This window comes from Caulobacter sp. HJHS_5 (assembly GCF_056683955.1).
On sequence record NZ_JBWZNC010000006.1, the window covers coordinates 45,965 to 59,903 of the forward strand.

Sequence of the window (13,939 nt, forward strand, 5' to 3'; positions counted from 1 at the left end):
CCTTGATCGAGGTCTCGGAAACGCAATTCTAGTCGAGCGGAGTCCAGCGGGGCTCCGACGTCTGGCGACGACCCATGCCCTCGCCGACACGCGCCGGACCCGTCGGCTTGGCGCCGAAGGCGGGCTTGCCGTTGCGGGCCTGCTGGCCCTGACCTTGCGGACGACCGCCGCCCTGGCCCTGGGGCTTGCCGCCGCCCTGGCCGTTCCCCTGGCCGCCCTTGGCGCGCCGGCGACGAGCGCGGGTATTGCGCAGTTCGGACGGCACATCGTTGCGCGGATCGGCCTTGCGCTGAGCGCGGGCGTCGGGGCGGCGATTGCCGTCGGCGTCCCGCTCGGCGGGGACCAGCTTGTCGGCCACGGCCGCCATGGCCGCGAGGGCCTTGTCGTTGCGGCGGTCGAAGCGCGGGATGGTCTGGCGGGTGGTCTTCTCGATGTCCTTCAGCAGGTTGCGCTCGTCGTCCGAGCAGAAGCTGATGGCGACGCCGTCGTGGCCCTTGCGCGCGGTCCGGCCGATGCGGTGGACGTAGGCTTCCGGCACGTTCGGCAGCTCGAAATTGATGACGTGGCTGACCTGGTCGACGTCGATGCCGCGGGCGGCGATGTCGGTGGCCACCAGGGCGCGGACTTCGCCGGCCTTGAAGGCCGCCAAGGCCCGCTCGCGCTGGCCTTGCGACTTGTCGCCGTGGATGGCGGCGGCCTCGATGCCCGAGGCGACGAGGTATTTGGCCACCCGGTCGGCGCCGCGCTTGGTGCGGGTGAAGACGATGGTGCGCGAGAAGCTGTTGTCGGCGAACAATTCCGCCAGCAGCGGACGCTTGCGGTTGGCCTCGACGAACAGCAGGCGCTGCTCGATGCGCTCGACGGTGGTGGCCTGCGGCGCCACCGAGACCTTGACCGGGTCTTTCAGCAACTCGCCGGCCAGCTTGCCGATCTCGCCCGGCATGGTGGCCGAGAAGAACAGGTTCTGGCGGTTCTTGGTCATCTTGCTGACGATCTTGCGGATCGGCGGCAGGAAGCCGAGGTCGAGCATCTGGTCGGCTTCGTCGAGGACGAAGACCTCGGTCGAGCTGATGTCGATGCTCTTCTGCTCGATATGGTCGATCAGGCGGCCCGGGGTGGCGACGAGAACGTCGACGCCGGGGGCCAGGGCGCGCATCTGCGGGCCGTACTTCACGCCGCCGAACACGGTGGCGACGGTGACGCCCATGTGGCTGCCGTACGCCTTGAAGCTGTCGGCGATCTGGGTGGCCAGTTCACGGGTGGGAGCCAGCACCAGAACGCGGCAGCTGCGGCGTGGGGCAGGGCTGTGGATGGCGTTGAGGCGGTGGATGATCGGCAGGGCGAAGGCGGCGGTCTTGCCAGTGCCCGTCTGGGCGATGCCCAGCAGGTCCTTGCCTTCCAGAACGGCCGGAATGGCCTGGGCCTGGATCGGGGTGGGGGTGACGTAGCCTTTGTTGGCCAGGGCCGTGAGCAACGGCTTGGCGAGGCCAAGGTCGGAAAATTGGGTCACGAAGACTCTTTCGAAACATGCGCCGAGGGCGAGCGCTCGAATGCCTCGAGGCCCGCGAAAACGGCTTGGAGATGGGGAGCGCCCCGCGTGGCGGGCGATCGATGCGATCGTTTCAGGGCGCTCGACAGGCAGGTCCCGATAGAGACCTCACGCGGCTGGAGCGCCGATAGCGCCGCGAACGGCGCGGGACACATATCGATGCTGCGGTGCGGAAAGTCAAGGAATCGCTGGGGCGAAAGGGCTTGCTCCAACGCTCGTCATCCTGAGCAGGCCGCAGAAGCGGCCGTGTCGAAGGACGCACGGCGGCGATTCATTGCGTCCTTCGACACGCAGCCTGCGGCCGCTGCTCAGGATGACGTATGGGGTTAGACACGCTACTCCCACCCCATGAGCAAGCTTCTCCTCGTGGCCGCCGCGGCCCTGGTCGATGTCGATGGGCGGGTGCTGATCTGCAAGCGGCCGGCGGGCAAGCAGCTGGCCGGGTTGTGGGAGTTTCCAGGCGGAAAGGTCGAGGCGGGCGAGACCCCGGAGGCCTGTCTGATCCGGGAGTTGGAGGAGGAGCTGGGCATCCGCGTGGCCAAGGCCTGCCTCGCGGCCTCGGTCTTCGCCTCTCACGCTTATGAGGATTTTCATCTTCTGATGCCCCTTTACCTGTGCCGCCGCTGGGAGGGTCTAGTGGAGGCGAGGGAACACGAGGCGCTGGCGTGGGTGAAACCGGAAAAGCTCGCCGACTACCCGATGCCGCCGGCGGATTTGCCGCTGGTCGCCTGGCTGCGCGACATCTTGTAGTCGCCTTCGCGCGCGATCAGCGTGGTGCCACCGCCATCGAGTATGGCTTGATTATCAGCCTCATCTTCCTGGCGGTCGTCGGCTCTTACGGCCTGTTCGCCGGCAACTTCTCGAACATCATGGACAAGGTGAGCGACGCCATCGGCACGGCGATAGGCGGCGCCTAAGCTTCTAGCCGCCGTGGCCGAAGCTGCGGCCGCCTCCGAACCCGCCTCTCGAGACCACGGACGTGCGGGTCTGCATGCGCGGCGGCGCCTGGCGGATCGCGCTGGGCGGGTCGATGCCGTCGCGGGCGATGACCGTGCGGCCGCTGCTGTAGTCGCGGCCGATGGAGCGGCCCCAGCCGGTGTAGTAACCGCCGCCACCGTACCCGTCGTCCCGCCGCTGATAGAGGCCGGTTCCGCGATAGCCGCCGCCGTTAAGCATCTGGCCGACCACGAAGCCGGCGAGCAGGGGCGTGAAGAAGCTGCCGCCATTCGCGGCGCTGCGCGGCACGCAGTTACCCGCGCCGTAGACGTCTTCGCAGGTCGAGCGTTCGTCGTAGCGCGGCGCGTTTGTCGCGTCGTCCTTCTGGGCGGCGGCGAAGGCGGTGTCGCATTCGGCGTCGGGGATTTCGTTGGCCGTCTTGCAGGCGTCGAGGCTGCGGTAGGCGAAAGCCTCGACCTGATCGCGGGCCGCTGACTGGCCCTGGTCCCACGATTGATCGCAGCCGGCCGCCGAAATGCTGGCGGCGCCGACCAGCATCGTGGTGAGACCAATGCGGGATGAGCGTTTGCGCGGGTTGGTCATCGGCTCAGTCCGTCATGCAGGCGGCGTTGAGCAGGCCGACCGCGATGGCGATGGAGGCGATGTAGACGCCGACCGCCACCTCATTGGCCTCGATGCGCGCCTTCAGATCGGGCAGGGCGACCAGGCGGGTGAGCCAGAAGGCGGCGATCTGGATGACGCCGGCCAGCGTCGCCCAGGCCGCGAACTCCACGAGGCTGACCGTGTGGGCCAGGGCCGAGGCGAGGGGCAGCACATAGCCGATGATGGCCCCGCCCAGCGCGATGGCGGCGGCGACGTTGCCCTGCCGGATCAGGTCGCGTTCCTTGTAGGGCGTGGCCCACTGGTAGATGACCTTGAAGGCGAGGGTGAACAGGCCGGCCACGACGAAGGCCAGCAGGAAGGCCAGGGCCCCGGTCTTGAATCCCATGAAGTCGAACATCTCGTCCTCTAGGCTTTGAACTCGCCCACCGACAGCGGCAGGCCGATCATGATGTCGTGCGTCAGGTCGCCCTTCTCAGGCTCGACGGTGACGGCGAGCAGCAGTTCGCGCCCCTCCTGCGGCAGGTCGCGGGCGAACAGCATGCTGGTCTGGTAGAGGCGGGCGTAGGGCGTCTCGCTGGCGCGGTCGTCGAACACCTGTTCCCAGAACGTCACCGGGGCCTGTTCGGCGGCGTCGAGACCGAACCAGAAGCGATCGTAGAACGGCAGGCCCTCGGCGGTGAAGGCGCGGGCGCGCAGGCGGTCGGCCCAGGCCCGGCGCGCGGCGCCGTCGGCCGGATAGTCGCTCGACCACGGGGTGAAGAGGGTGAAGTCGTTGGCGGTGAGGCCCTCGCGGTCGTCGGAGACCGCCTGCAGCATCACGTGGTCGTCGGTATAGAAACGATGCACGAAGGCGCCGTCGTCCAGCGCGATCAGGCCCTGGGCGGTGATGGTCAGGGCGTCGCGGTCGAGGGTGAAGCGGGTCTCGCCGCGAAAGCGCCGCCAGGCCAGGGGATCGAGCACGACGGATCGGCCGATGGTGACGTTGCGCACCGTCGGCAGCGTCGCCGACGGCTCGCGGGACGCGCCCCGGCCGAACAATCTGTCAAACATCGGCGCCAGTCTCCCTGGTATGCGTGGCCCCTGGCGCGGTGCGACGCCGGTGCAGGGTTTCGCCTGCGGGGCCCCTTGTCAAGCGTTCATGGTATGCCATACATGTTACGCATGGCCGGACCGAAAAAGACGGCGTTGGAGCGCACCCGCGCCTGGCGCCTCGCCCGCAAGGAGGCGGGCTTCGTGAAGATCGAGGTGTGGGCGCCGGCCGCCTGCAAGGACGACATCAACGCCGCCGTCCGGGCCATCGTCTTCGACTCCGCGCGCGGGCCCCGGCTCGGCGCCAACCCCAATCCGCCAGAGGGCGTCAGACACATGGATGCGACGATCGACACCGCTTGGACCATTCCGAGCCTCCAGGAGGCGCTGGCCGCCAGCGCCCTGGTGCGGGAAGACGAGCTGACCGCGGCGGTGGTGCAGGGCGCCGAGCCGGTGCTGCTGGTCACCATGCACGAGTTCGGCGACCTGCCGGTCTATATCAGCGCGGGGCCGGGCCAGATGGTGGTCTCGGCGATCCTGTGGCCGTGCGACGAGCAGACCGACCGCGCCGCCTTCAACGACTTCCTGCTGCGCGCCCAGAAGCTGCTGCCGCTGTCGAACTTCGCGATCACCACGGTCGAGGGCCGCGACTACTACGAGCTGATGGGCGAGATCTCGTCCAAGACCACCCTGCAGACCATCATCATCGAACTGCGCACCCTGGCGGAGAACGCCATCGCCGCCGCCGGCGACCTGCGCGAGTCGTTCGAAGCCCAGGCCGGCAAGGCCGCCTGATCAGACCGGAGAGAAGACGATGTCCATGTGGAGCAAACTCTCCGCCCTGTTTCGCGGCACGGCCCATGAGGGCGCCCAGGCGCTGGTCGACGCCAACGCCCTGAAGATCCTCGACCAGGAAATCCGCGACGCCGACACCGCCCAGGGCAAGGCCCGCGACGAGATGGCCAAGCTGGTCGCCCGTCGCCGGGGCCTGGAGACCGAGGCCGTGCAACTGGCCGAGCAGGCCCGCAAGTACGAAAGCTCGGCGCGCGCCGCCCTCGCCAAGGGCGACCAGACCCTGGCGCTGGAAGTGGCCCAGCGCATCGCCGACCTCGAAGCCGACGCCACCCAGAAGGGCGGCCAGGTCAATGAACTGCGCGCCGCCGAGGACCGCCTGCGCCAGGTCATCGCCCAGACAGACACCAAGATCGAGGCCCTGCGCCGCGAGATCGAGGTGGTGAAGGTCAATGACAGCGTCCAGAAAGCGCAGTCGGCGGTGATCGCCCGCTCGGGCGGGGCCAGCGGCACGCTCGGCTCGGCGGCCGACAGCCTGAAGCGCATCAAGGAGCGTCAGGCGGTGCGCGAGGAGCAGTTCCGCATCCACCAGGAGACCGACGACCGTCGCACGGGCGCCGATCTGGACGCCAAGCTGCAGGCGGCCGGCATCCTGCCCGGCCACTCCGGCGCCGCCGACGTGCTCGCCCGCCTGTCGGCTCCGTCGCAGGAGCCCCTGTCCATCGAGGCGCCGCGCGCGGCCATTGAGGACAGGACGGCGGTTCCGCGGAGCGGCTCCTCCAACTGATGCGCCGCATCTCGCTCAAGCCTCGGTCCGGCTGGAAGTCGAAGGCCGAGGCGGTCGGCTTCACCTGGCATCATGCCGACGGCCGTCTCTACTGGGACGAGCGGGCGGCCTACGCCTTCTCGCTGGCCCAGGTGGAGGACCATCTGGAGGCGGCGACCGTCGCGCTCCTGGCGCTGTGCCTGGAGCTGGTCGCCGAGGTGGTCGAGAGCGACGCCCTGATGGCGCGGCTGGCGATTCCGGAGGCGTCGCGCGACCTCGTGGCCGCCTCGTGGCGCAACCGCGAGCCCTCGCTCTACGGCCGAATGGACTTCCGCTACGACGGCGCCGGCCCGCCTAAGCTCTATGAGTACAACGCCGACACCCCGACCAGCCTCTACGAGGCGGCGGTGTTCCAGTGGCTGTGGCTGGAGGACATGATCGCCTCCGGGGCCCTGCCGGCCGGGACCGACCAGTTCAACATCCTCTACGACGCCCTCATCGCCCGCTTCCGCGCGATCTTCCCGCGGGGCGGCTTCGTGCATTTCGCCAGCGACGCCGACTTCGTCGAGGACCGCCAGACGGTGCGCTTCCTCGAGGACCTGGCCGGGCAGGCGGGCCTGGAGCCGAAGTTCGTGCCGCTGAAGGACATCGGTCTAGACGCCGACGGCCGGTTCGTCGACCAGGACGACTACATCGTCGGAGCGATGTTCAAGCTGCACCCCTGGGAAGAGATGTTGCGCGAGCCCTACGCCGAGCACCTGGCCGGCAGTCGCGCGCTGTTCCTCGAGCCGGCCTGGAAGGCGGTGCTGTCCAACAAGGGGCTGCTGCCGCTGCTCTGGCAGCGCCACGCGGGCCATCCGAACCTCATTGAATCCTATTTCGACGACGATCCGCGCGCCGACAGCCTGGGCTCGTCCTTCGCGCGCAAGCCGCTGTTCAGCCGCGAGGGCGCAAATGTGGAGCTGTGGCGGCGCGGCCGGCGCGGCTCGGTGCTCGACCAGGGCTACGGCGGCGAGGGCTGGGTGCGGCAGGCCTATCTGCCGCCGCCGAAGTTCGGAGCCAACTATCCGGTGATCGGCTCGTGGGTGGTCGGCGACGAGCCGGCGGGGATTGGCGTGCGCGAGGATCGCAGCCGCGTGACCCGCGACCGCTCGCGGTTTGTGCCGCATATAATCGAGGGCTGAGGCCGGGGGCTTGCGAGCGCTGAGCCCTGCGGCCATGCTTGCTGGATGGACAGCTTGCCGATGCTCGCCAGCCTGAAGCTGCGGGGAGACGACGACGTCGATCTTCGCGAGGAGATCGAGGCCGCTTTCAACGTGCAGTTCGGCCAAACGCCGCAGGGCTGGACAACGGTGGGTGATGTCGAGACGGCTCTGTTGGGCCGCTTCCCCTACGATGAGGTGCAGGGCGGTTGCGCCAGCCAGATGGCGTTCTATCGCCTCCGGGTCTGGCTGAGAAGCCAGCCTGGGGTCGCGCGCGATATCAGGCCTTCTATGCGCCTCGGCGATATGACTCGACTAAGCCGCCGCGCCCTGGGGATTGGTTTGAAGCGCGACACCGGTCTGCGTTCGGGGTTCCCGGCGTCGAGGCTCGCTGCGTGCGGTTACGTTGCGGTGTTGGCCGGGATACCAGCGATGGCGTTTGCGCTTCACCTCCATTGGTTGGCGCTATCTGCGATCCCACTGGCGTATTTCATCGGCCGCCTAGACCCGGGGCGTTATGGGCCGATGACCGTGGGCGAATTTGCGCGCGAATTGGCTCGTCTGAACCCTGGCAAGCTGATGGATCAGGGCGCCGACCGGCGGCCAGCGCGAATTTGGTCGCAGCTGACGGAAACGATTGCACGGGTAATTGACGTCGATCCGGCGCGCATAAGCCGCCAGACACGGTTCTTCGCCTAACCCCCCGAGGCCTTGCGGCGGTCGGTGACGAAGCCGCCTTCGCCGTGCTTGCCGACGCTCTCCCAGCGGCCTTCCTCGGCCTTGTGGATATATTGCTCGGCGACGAGCCAGGCTTTGACCGGACGCAGGCAGGCGAGGCAGCCGCCGACCATGGCGGTCATGGCGACGACCAGTTGCAGCACGATGGACGGCTGGGCGACGACCGCCCACCAGGCCCACAGGGCCGTGACCACGACGCCGACGCCGCTCATCACGAAGAAGGCGGGGCCGTCCGCCGGCTCGGCGAAACCGTAGTCCAGACCGCATTGATCGCAGGCCGGAGCCAGCTTGAGGAAGCCCGAGAACAGCTTGCCCTCGCCGCAGCGCGGGCAGCGGCATCTCAGGCCGGTGCTGAGGGTGGAGAGCGGCGGATAGGTCATGGTGCGTCCCTACAATCGCGCTTGAATACATACAATCTGCCTATAATGTATGGATCATTCGCGGCGAGGGCAAGATGGGACGTGATGATCTCGGCCTGGGGTGGGTCGAGCGCGCGCGGGGCGCGTCCGGCCCGATCTATCTGGCGCTGGCTGACGCCCTGGAGGCGGCGATCCAGGGCGGAGAGCTGCAACCCGGCGACCGCCTGCCGCCGCAGCGCACGGTGGCCGAGCGGCTGGGCGTCGACTTCACCACCGTGACCCGCGCCTACGGCCTGGCGCGCGAGCGCGGGCTGCTGGAAGGCGCGGTCGGGCGGGGCAGCTTCGTGCGGGCGCGCGGCGAGGATGACGAGGTGGGCCTTGTCGATCTGTCGATGAACCTGCCGCCCCCGCCGGAGGGCGTCTCCCTGGCCGAACTTCTGGCCGAAACGACGGGCTCGATCCTGCGGCGGGCCGATGTTGCGACCCTGATGGCCTATCACCCTGGGGCCGGGACAGCCTCGCAGCGCGCGGCCGGGACGGCCTGGTGCGCTCCGGTGGTCGGCTCGGTTCCGCCTGAGCGGATTCTGGTGGCCGCCGGAGCCCAGGCCGCGCTGGCGGCGACCCTGGCGACGCTTTGCCGCCACGGCGAGGCGGTCGCCTGCGAGCCGCTGGTCTATCCGGGTCTGAAGACCTCGGCCCGGCAGCTCGGCCTGCGCCTGGTTCCCTGCGCCGCAGACGGCGAGGGGCTGCGGCCGGACGCGTTCGAGGCGCTGTGCCGCGCGGCGCCGCCGGCCGCCGTTTACCTGACCCCCTCCATGCAGAACCCGACCGCGACGACGATGGGGGAGGCGCGTCGCCGCCGCGTCGCGGAGATCGCCCGTCGCCATGACGTCTGGATCATCGAGGACGACCCCTACAGCCTGCTGCTGGACGCCCCGCCGCCGGCTCTGGCCGCCCTGGCCCCCGACCGCACGGTGCACATCGCCACCACCGCCAAGACCCTGTCGCCGGGCCTGCGGATCGCCTTTGTCGCCGCGCCCGAGGCGGTGGCCGGGCGGCTGGCGGAGGGGCTGCGCGGCTTCTCGCTGATGGCCTCGCCCCTGGCGGCGGCCGTGCTGACCCGCTGGATTCGCGAGGGGCAGGCCGAGGCGATCCTGGCCGGCGTGCGCCGCGAGGCGCGGGCGCGGCGGGCCCTGGCGGCGGAGATTCTGCCTCAGGGGACGGGCGAGACGACCAGCCTGCATGTCTGGGCGCCGGCCCCCGCGAGGCTGGGCGGCGAACGGCTGCGCGCGGCGGCGGCGGCGCGGGGTCTGTCCCTGATGCCGGCGGAAGCCTTCGCGGTCGGCGGCGCGTGGAGCAACGGCCTGCGGATATCGCTGGGCGCGCCGCGCAGCCGGGCGGTGCTGAGCAAGGCCCTGGCGGCGACGGCCGCCCTGCTGCGCGAGGCGAGCTAGGCGAAGGCTTCCGAGTCGAGCGTCCAAGTGGTGACGGGCGTGAGGGGGTGGAAGCCCAGCGCCTGCAGGATCGGCCGGCTGGTCTCGCGCGCCTCGGTGGCGAGGTAGCGGGCGCCGGCCTCGCGGGCGACGGCGGCGCGGGCCGCGGTCAGCCCCCGATACAGGCCCTTGCCCCGATGGTCCGGAGCGACGCCGCCGCCGTAGAGGCCGGCGAACGGCATGCCGTCCATGACTTCGACCCGGCCCGAGGCGACCGGGTAGCCGTCGACATAGGCGGTGAACAGGTTGAAGCCGGGCGTGCCGAGCCGTGGGGCGAAGGCCTTGCGTTGCCAGTCGGCCGCGCGGCCGAAGGCGAGCTCGGAGGCTCGGATCGCCTCCTCCAGGTCGTCGGCCGATTCCACGCGGTGGATGTAGGCGTCGCCGGGGGCGATGTCCGCGTCGGCGAGATCGAGCACCATCAGGGTGGCCGGCGGATCGGCGACGAAGCCTTCGGCGGCCAGGTGCTGCGGCAGGTCGACCGGGGCGTCGTGACCATAGACGCGCCACATCAGGGCGGCGGCGTTGTCGCGGGCCCAGCCGGCCTCGCGGGCGACGGCGGCCTCGGGCGATTGGCCGGCCAGGTCCCAGGCGGTGATCAGGTTGAACGGGCCGACGATGCGGGTGACGCCTTCGTGGGTCTCGACCGACAGGCCGGGAACGACAGGGGGATTGGCGCGGACGGCGACGTCGTAGAGGGCGAGGACTTCGGCGGCGTTCATTCGGTCGGATTCGCCCCAGGATCGCGTAGTTTGGAAGGATTGAGCGCATCGGCCAGGCGCATCTTGGCGCTGCCCGGCTTCAGTGGCTTCTGCTGGCTCTCGTGCGGCGCCCAGCCGGTGACGGTGACGATCTCGAAGGTGGCCGGCACGCGGCCGTCCGGTTCCGCGAAGCGCTCGACATAGATCTCCAGCGCCCGGCCGAGCAGGCGGCGGGTCATGGCGGCGCGCGGGCGCTCGAACAACACATTGGTCTCGCCCATGGCCCGCAGGTCCTGCATCAGCCTGAGCGGATGGGCGTAGCGCACCTTGACCTTGTCGGTGTCGGCCACGGGCAATGCAAACCCGGCTCTTTGCAGGAGCGCGGCGGCGTCGAAGGCGTCGGCGAAGGGCGAGACGCGCGGGCTGGCCCCGCCGGTCACCTCGGCCTCGGCGGCGAGCAGGCTCTGGCGCAGTTCCGTGAGGGTCGAGCCGCCGAGCAGGGCGGCGAGGAACAGGCCGTCTGGCCTCAGGGCGCGGCGGGCCTGCACCAGCGCGCCGACGAGATCGTTGGTCCAGTGCAGGGCGAGGCTGGAGACCACGAGGTCGAGACTCTGTTCGGCGAAGGGCAGGCGCTCCTCGTCGGCGACGAGGCGCAGGCCGCCGCGGCCCGCGACCATGGCCCCCGAGAGATCGGTTTCGATCAGGATTCCGACGCGGGCCGCCGCGTCGCTGGCCGCCAGGGCGCGGGCGAAGCCGCCGGTGCGCGCGCCGAGGTCGACGGCGACGGGAAAGTCGCGCAGGATCGCTTCCAGCCGGCGCACCAGGTCCTCGGCGGCGCGGGCCTTGAGGAACTCGGCGGCGCCGTAGAGCGGGGCGGCCCGGTCCAGGCGGCGCCGGTGCAGGGCGCGGTCGAAGAGCAGGGGAGGGGCGTTGGACATTCCATCGGGATATGGCGCTCGCCGCGCCTTATGGAAAGCGGGACCGCGCCTGACCGGCGCCGCGCGGCGTCTGCTCGACGTGGTTTTGCCGCCGACGGCGCTGGACGGCGATGTCCGGTCGCTGAGCGGCGGGCTTTCGGCGGGCGGCTGGAGCAAGATCGTGTTCATCGCCGACCCGGCCTGCGACGGCTGCGGCGCGCCCTTCGAGCACGATCAGGCCCTGGCCGGCGCCGAGGCCGCGCGCTGCGCCGCCTGCCTCGCCAAGCCCCGCGCCTTCGCCCGGGCGCGGGCCGCCTGCCTCTACGACGACGCCAGCCGCGACCTGATCCTGCAGTTCAAGCGGGCCGACCGCACCGACCTCTCGCGCCTGTTCGCCCGTTGGCTGGCGCGCGCCGCCGCCCCGATGCTGGAAGAGTGCGACGCGGTCGCTCCCGTGCCGCTGCATCCCTCGCGGCTGCTGTCGCGGCGCTACAACCAGGCGGCCGAACTGGCGCGGCCCCTGGCCGGCCTCGGCGGCCTCGCCTACCTGCCCGACGCCCTGGTGCGGAAGAAGGCGACCGACAGCCAGGGCGGCAAGTCCGGCTCCGGGCGGCGGCGCAACGTGGCCGGGGCCTTCGAGGTCCCGCCGGCGCGGGCCAGGGCGGTGGCGGGAAAGCGCATCCTGCTGGTCGACGACGTGCTGACCACCGGGGCCACGGCCGAGGGCTGCGCGCGGGCCTTGCTGGCCGCCGGCGCCGTTCAGGTGAACCTCGTTGTGGTGGCGCGGGTTAAAGAAGCCTCGTCCGGCGCTATATGAGGCGCTGAAGCTTCGCGTCACGGATTCCATGGCCCACGTCACCATCTACACCCGACCCTTCTGCGGCTACTGCGCCCGCGCCCTGAAATTGCTCAGCGACAAGGGGGCCGACTTCACCGAGATCGAGGCCGGCATGGACCCCGAGAAGAAGCGCGAGATGATCGAGCGCTCAGGCGGCGGCGTGACGTTCCCGCAGATCTTCATCGGCGAGAAGCACATCGGGGGCAGCGACGACATGATGATGCTGGAACGCCAGGGCAAGCTGGACGCGCTGCTGGCGGGCTGAGCCGCTACTCGCGTCGCGGTGAGTTGCGTTCCCGCGCTAAATCCTCATGTTCCCGGCCATGCCTCTCCGCGTCGGCCTGATCCAGCTTCGCACTCCCGCCACCCACGAGGCGGCGCTCGCCCATGTGCTGCCCTTGGTGCGCCAGGCGGCGGCCGAGGGCGCCAGGCTGATCCTGACGCCGGAGTGCACGAACATCGTGCAGAAGGATCGCTCGAAGCTGGCGCTGCTTTCGCTGGAGGACGATCCGGTGGTGCGGGGCCTGCGGGCCGAGGCCAAGGCGCTGGGCGTCTATCTGTTGATCGGCTCGGCCCTGGTGCGGCGGGACGACGGCAAGGCGGCCAATCGCGAAATCCTGGTCGGGCCGGACGGCGAAATCCTCGCGACCTACGACAAGATGCACATGTTCGACGTCGACCTGCCGAACGGCGAGACGGCGCGCGAAAGCGAGGTCTATCAGCCGGGCGACCGGGCTGTGGTGGCCGAAGCCGCCCCCGCCGTGAAGCTGGGCTTGACCATCTGCTACGATCTGCGCTTCCCCGCCCTGCACCGCGCCCTGGCCCTGGCCGGAGCGGAGATCATCACCGTTCCCGCCGCCTTCACCCGCCCCACCGGCGAGGCGCATTGGCATGTGCTGCTGCGGGCCCGCGCCATTGAGACCGGCAGCTTCGTGCTGGCCGCCGCCCAGGGCGGCTTCCACGAGGACGGTCGCGGCACCTACGGCCATTCGCTGGTGGTGGGGCCGTGGGGCAAGGTGGTCGCCGAACTGGATCACGACGAGCCGGGGGTGCTGATCGCCGACCTCGATCTCTCCGAAGCGGCCAAGGCTCGCGCCGCCATCCCGGCCCTGAAGAACGCCCGCGCCTTCGAAGCCCCGACTCCGCTGGCGTCATGATCAAGTACGCCCTGACCTGCGAGCACGACCACGCCTTCGAAGGCTGGTTCGGCGCCTCGGCCGACTATGACGACCAGGCGGCGCGCGGGCTGCTGGAATGCCCGGTCTGCGCCTCCAAGGCGGTGCGCAAGCAGATCATGGCGCCGGCCGTGAGCGGCACGAAGGCGCAAGCTTCGCCCGAAGCGGCGGCCAAGGCGCATGAGATGATGATGCAGGCCGCGACCCAGGTGCGTGAGCACGTGGAGGCGAATTTCGACTATATGGGCGACGCCTTCGCGCGGGAGGCCCGCGCCATCCACGAAGGCAGGTCGGAGGAGCGCGGCATCTATGGCGAGGCGACGCCCGCCGAGGTGAAGGCGCTGCACGAAGACGGTGTTAAGGTGGCCGCCTTGCCGCCGGCGCCGCTGAGGAAGTCACGGATCAATTAGGCGCGCGCCGCATTTTCGCCCCACGGGCGAGCGACGCGGATCATCGGTTTTGGTAGCGTACAGGTGAGAAACGATGCTGTTTCTGGACGTAGCGGGAGCCCACGGCGGGCCCTATCGGTTTCAACAAGTGCCTGAGGGCGCGAAGGTTTCCGTCATGGGCGGTGAGTTCCTCTACGTGAAGGCGGAGGATCGCCAGTGGGCGATCGTCTTCGCTTCGGAGAGCAACAACCTGGCCGACGACGCCCGCACCCGGTGGGACGAGGCGGTGAAGACCCATGGCGTGAACCGCCTCTACACCCGCCTGAACGTCGCGGCCTCGGCGCGCGACTCCGAGCTTTCGGACATCGTGGCGCACTACGATCCGCCGATGAACCGCCGAGGCTGAGCAAGCTCGGCTAGAACGCGCGGGCCGA

Annotated in this window: 19 protein-coding genes; 12 read left to right on the forward strand and 7 right to left on the reverse strand. The window is 70.0% G+C overall.

The genetic code is table 11. From position 1 onward, the window contains the following. Nucleotides 1–28 precede the first annotated feature (28 nt). Complete coding sequence (locus tag ACFLIT_RS12465; RefSeq protein WP_479911568.1) at nucleotides 29–1,510, reverse strand: DEAD/DEAH box helicase; 1,482 nt, start codon at nucleotides 1,508–1,510, stop codon at nucleotides 29–31. Between the two features lie 387 nt (nucleotides 1,511–1,897). On the opposite strand from ACFLIT_RS12465, the gene mutT reads away from it, so the two are divergent. Then, on the forward strand, nucleotides 1,898–2,299 hold the full coding sequence (gene mutT, locus ACFLIT_RS12470) for an 8-oxo-dGTP diphosphatase MutT (RefSeq protein ID WP_479911569.1): 402 nt from the start codon (nucleotides 1,898–1,900) through the stop codon (nucleotides 2,297–2,299). Continuing rightward, nucleotides 2,215–2,466: a Flp family type IVb pilin gene (locus tag ACFLIT_RS12475; RefSeq protein ID WP_479911570.1), complete on the forward strand. Its 252-nt coding sequence runs from the start codon at nucleotides 2,215–2,217 to the stop codon at nucleotides 2,464–2,466. The genes mutT and ACFLIT_RS12475 overlap by 85 nt, the downstream gene beginning before the upstream one ends. A gap of 4 nt (nucleotides 2,467–2,470) precedes the next feature. Here ACFLIT_RS12475 and ACFLIT_RS12480 read toward each other — a convergent pair whose 3' ends face one another. Genes ACFLIT_RS12480 through ACFLIT_RS12490 form a run of 3 tightly spaced genes read right to left on the reverse strand, consistent with a single transcriptional unit; the run spans nucleotide 2,471 to nucleotide 4,159 of the window. Further along, complete coding sequence (locus ACFLIT_RS12480) at nucleotides 2,471–3,088, reverse strand: DUF1190 domain-containing protein (protein ID WP_479911571.1); 618 nt, start codon at nucleotides 3,086–3,088, stop codon at nucleotides 2,471–2,473. 4 nt (nucleotides 3,089–3,092) lie between these two features. Then, entirely contained in the window at nucleotides 3,093–3,506 is a 414-nt protein-coding gene (locus tag ACFLIT_RS12485) for a DUF350 domain-containing protein (protein ID WP_479911572.1), read from the reverse strand. Between the two features lie 8 nt (nucleotides 3,507–3,514). Beyond that, nucleotides 3,515–4,159, reverse strand: coding sequence for a DUF2491 family protein (locus tag ACFLIT_RS12490; protein WP_479911573.1), 645 nt, complete (start codon nucleotides 4,157–4,159; stop codon nucleotides 3,515–3,517). A 93-nt stretch (nucleotides 4,160–4,252) separates the two neighbouring features. Here ACFLIT_RS12490 and ACFLIT_RS12495 point away from each other — a divergent pair, with 93 nt between their 5' ends. The 4 genes from ACFLIT_RS12495 to ACFLIT_RS12510 are packed head-to-tail and all read left to right on the forward strand — an operon-like array spanning nucleotide 4,253 to nucleotide 7,597. After that, nucleotides 4,253–4,933, forward strand: a complete 681-nt coding sequence (locus tag ACFLIT_RS12495; protein ID WP_479911574.1) for a YjfI family protein — start codon at nucleotides 4,253–4,255, stop codon at nucleotides 4,931–4,933. Nucleotides 4,934–4,952: 19 nt separating this feature from the next. After that, entirely contained in the window at nucleotides 4,953–5,717 is a 765-nt protein-coding gene (locus ACFLIT_RS12500; protein ID WP_479911575.1) for a PspA/IM30 family protein, read from the forward strand. After that, on the forward strand, nucleotides 5,717–6,880 hold the full coding sequence (locus tag ACFLIT_RS12505; protein WP_479911576.1) for a glutathionylspermidine synthase family protein: 1,164 nt from the start codon (nucleotides 5,717–5,719) through the stop codon (nucleotides 6,878–6,880). The genes ACFLIT_RS12500 and ACFLIT_RS12505 overlap by 1 nt, the downstream gene beginning before the upstream one ends. Nucleotides 6,881–6,934: 54 nt before the next feature. Next, the gene (locus ACFLIT_RS12510) at nucleotides 6,935–7,597 is read left to right on the forward strand and encodes a hypothetical protein (protein WP_479911577.1); all 663 of its coding nucleotides are present in this window, start codon (nucleotides 6,935–6,937) and stop codon (nucleotides 7,595–7,597) included. Here ACFLIT_RS12510 and ACFLIT_RS12515 read toward each other — a convergent pair. Next, complete coding sequence (locus ACFLIT_RS12515; protein ID WP_479911578.1) at nucleotides 7,594–8,016, reverse strand: DUF983 domain-containing protein; 423 nt, start codon at nucleotides 8,014–8,016, stop codon at nucleotides 7,594–7,596. The genes ACFLIT_RS12510 and ACFLIT_RS12515 overlap by 4 nt on opposite strands. Before the next feature lie 74 nt (nucleotides 8,017–8,090). Between ACFLIT_RS12515 and ACFLIT_RS12520 the strand changes: the two genes are divergently transcribed. Further along, nucleotides 8,091–9,449 carry an aminotransferase-like domain-containing protein gene (locus tag ACFLIT_RS12520; RefSeq protein WP_479911579.1) on the forward strand — a complete coding sequence of 453 codons (1,359 nt, stop codon included), beginning with the start codon at nucleotides 8,091–8,093 and terminating at the stop codon, nucleotides 9,447–9,449. On the opposite strand, the gene ACFLIT_RS12525 is transcribed toward ACFLIT_RS12520, so the two are convergent. Both ACFLIT_RS12525 and ACFLIT_RS12530 read right to left on the reverse strand, forming a co-directional pair. Next, nucleotides 9,446–10,207, reverse strand: a complete 762-nt coding sequence (locus tag ACFLIT_RS12525) for a GNAT family N-acetyltransferase (protein ID WP_479911580.1) — start codon at nucleotides 10,205–10,207, stop codon at nucleotides 9,446–9,448. The genes ACFLIT_RS12520 and ACFLIT_RS12525 overlap by 4 nt on opposite strands. Next, nucleotides 10,204–11,124, reverse strand: coding sequence for a methyltransferase domain-containing protein (locus tag ACFLIT_RS12530; RefSeq protein ID WP_479911581.1), 921 nt, complete (start codon nucleotides 11,122–11,124; stop codon nucleotides 10,204–10,206). Before ACFLIT_RS12530 ends, ACFLIT_RS12525 begins: the two co-directional genes overlap by 4 nt. On the opposite strand from ACFLIT_RS12530, the gene ACFLIT_RS12535 reads away from it, so the two are divergent. The 5 genes from ACFLIT_RS12535 to ACFLIT_RS12555 all read left to right on the forward strand — a co-directional run bounded on the left by ACFLIT_RS12535 (nucleotide 11,123) and on the right by ACFLIT_RS12555 (nucleotide 13,911). Next, complete coding sequence (locus tag ACFLIT_RS12535; protein WP_479911877.1) at nucleotides 11,123–11,920, forward strand: phosphoribosyltransferase family protein; 798 nt, start codon at nucleotides 11,123–11,125, stop codon at nucleotides 11,918–11,920. The two genes, ACFLIT_RS12530 and ACFLIT_RS12535, sit on opposite strands and share 2 nt — an antisense overlap. Before the next feature lie 28 nt (nucleotides 11,921–11,948). Beyond that, the gene (gene grxC / locus ACFLIT_RS12540; RefSeq protein WP_479911582.1) at nucleotides 11,949–12,206 is read left to right on the forward strand and encodes a glutaredoxin 3; all 258 of its coding nucleotides are present in this window, start codon (nucleotides 11,949–11,951) and stop codon (nucleotides 12,204–12,206) included. A 46-nt stretch (nucleotides 12,207–12,252) separates the two neighbouring features. Further along, nucleotides 12,253–13,098, forward strand: coding sequence for a carbon-nitrogen hydrolase family protein (locus tag ACFLIT_RS12545; RefSeq protein ID WP_479911583.1), 846 nt, complete (start codon nucleotides 12,253–12,255; stop codon nucleotides 13,096–13,098). Continuing rightward, on the forward strand, nucleotides 13,095–13,526 hold the full coding sequence (locus ACFLIT_RS12550) for a DUF1178 family protein (RefSeq protein ID WP_479911584.1): 432 nt from the start codon (nucleotides 13,095–13,097) through the stop codon (nucleotides 13,524–13,526). The genes ACFLIT_RS12545 and ACFLIT_RS12550 overlap by 4 nt, the downstream gene beginning before the upstream one ends. A 154-nt stretch (nucleotides 13,527–13,680) precedes the next feature. Further along, nucleotides 13,681–13,911, forward strand: coding sequence for a hypothetical protein (locus ACFLIT_RS12555; RefSeq protein ID WP_479911585.1), 231 nt, complete (start codon nucleotides 13,681–13,683; stop codon nucleotides 13,909–13,911). The last annotated feature ends 28 nt before the right edge of the window (nucleotides 13,912–13,939 follow it).